Genomic DNA, 1,125 nt, shown 5'->3' with positions numbered 1-1,125 from the left:
GTTGCCTCCTTTTGGAGATGAAATGGGGTGCTAAACTCCCCTTGCCTCCATTGTGAGACACCGCCAATTGAATCGACAGGACAGGCTCTGTGGTATTTTATCCGTGCGATGCCACCGTCATGGAGAAATGAAGGCCGTTTAATCCATGAAGGAACCGGATGTTTCGAAGCTCCGGGAATCGTTCTCGGATCATCGTCCATGCGGTGGACAAGGCGCCCCAGCGGGATGACGAGCGAGGAAGTGCCAAATGGGGGATGCGAGTGAGCATCCACGCCCACAAGCCGAATTCGAGCTGCGCGAGCCGCTGGTTCCATCCTCGAATCAGGCTGGCAAGGGTGCGTTCGTCGATGCTGCCACAAGGCAGGGCTTGTGTCCGCTCTGCGATCTGCTCCACTGTAGCCCCTTGATGAGCCGTCTCGACCAGAGCTTCTTGAAGGTCTAATGCCATCTGCATATACGGCTCAAGGAAGGCGGGGATGACGGAATGAACGTATCCGCAATCGGGACAGCGAAACCGGAAGATGCAAATTTTTTCTGAGCAAGTAACGGTCATCACGAGCCGCTCATAATGGCTGTGGCGATGAGGTTTACGCTTGCTCTGGCAGCACTTCGGACATTGTCTCGGGCGGTCTTCCTCCGGTATTCCGTGCGTACTGACAAGTGCCAGGTAGAGCGTCAGATCGTGATGCCAAGAGGGCAAGGATGGTTGCCCAGATGCAGACGTGCACGCTGAAACAACGTCCCTGCAGCAGGGGCAGCGGTAGCCTCCCTTCCGAACTCGAATCGTCATGTCCTGTAAACGAATAAGCCCGCCATGGCGCTGCAGACGGCCCTTCTCTAAACTAGCGTAGAAGCGCTCTACTTCCACCGCCTCCTCCAGCACAGGCAGGGGCTTTACAATTCTCTTCCTTTTCATTAAGCTTAATTTAAGCGAAAGCTTGGGGAAAGGAAGACGGGGCGGCAACCCATAACGTCTTCCTTTTTTATTTTTTCGCTTTCGCCGCTCCTTGGACAATGAATGGCGGTACAGCCTCCGGCTGTATCCGCCATTCATTGTCCCTCATTACCGTCATCCTTGGCAAGAAAAAGCCGCTCATTTCCCGACATGGAAACTGAGCGGCAACA

Annotated in this window: 1 protein-coding gene; it reads right to left on the bottom strand. The window is 54.6% G+C overall.

The genetic code is table 11. From position 1 onward, the window contains the following. Positions 1–97: 97 nt before the first annotated feature. Complete coding sequence (locus IDH44_RS26295) at positions 98–868, bottom strand: DUF6431 domain-containing protein (protein WP_317890267.1); 771 nt, start codon at positions 866–868, stop codon at positions 98–100. Positions 869–1,125: the final 257 nt, after the last annotated feature.

The sequence above is a fragment of the Paenibacillus sabuli genome, assembly GCF_014705605.1.
In the GTDB taxonomy this organism is placed as follows: domain Bacteria; phylum Bacillota; class Bacilli; order Paenibacillales; family Paenibacillaceae; genus Paenibacillus_D; species Paenibacillus_D sabuli.
Note: the sequence above shows the minus strand (reverse complement) of the source record. Positions and strands in the feature narration are given on the sequence as shown.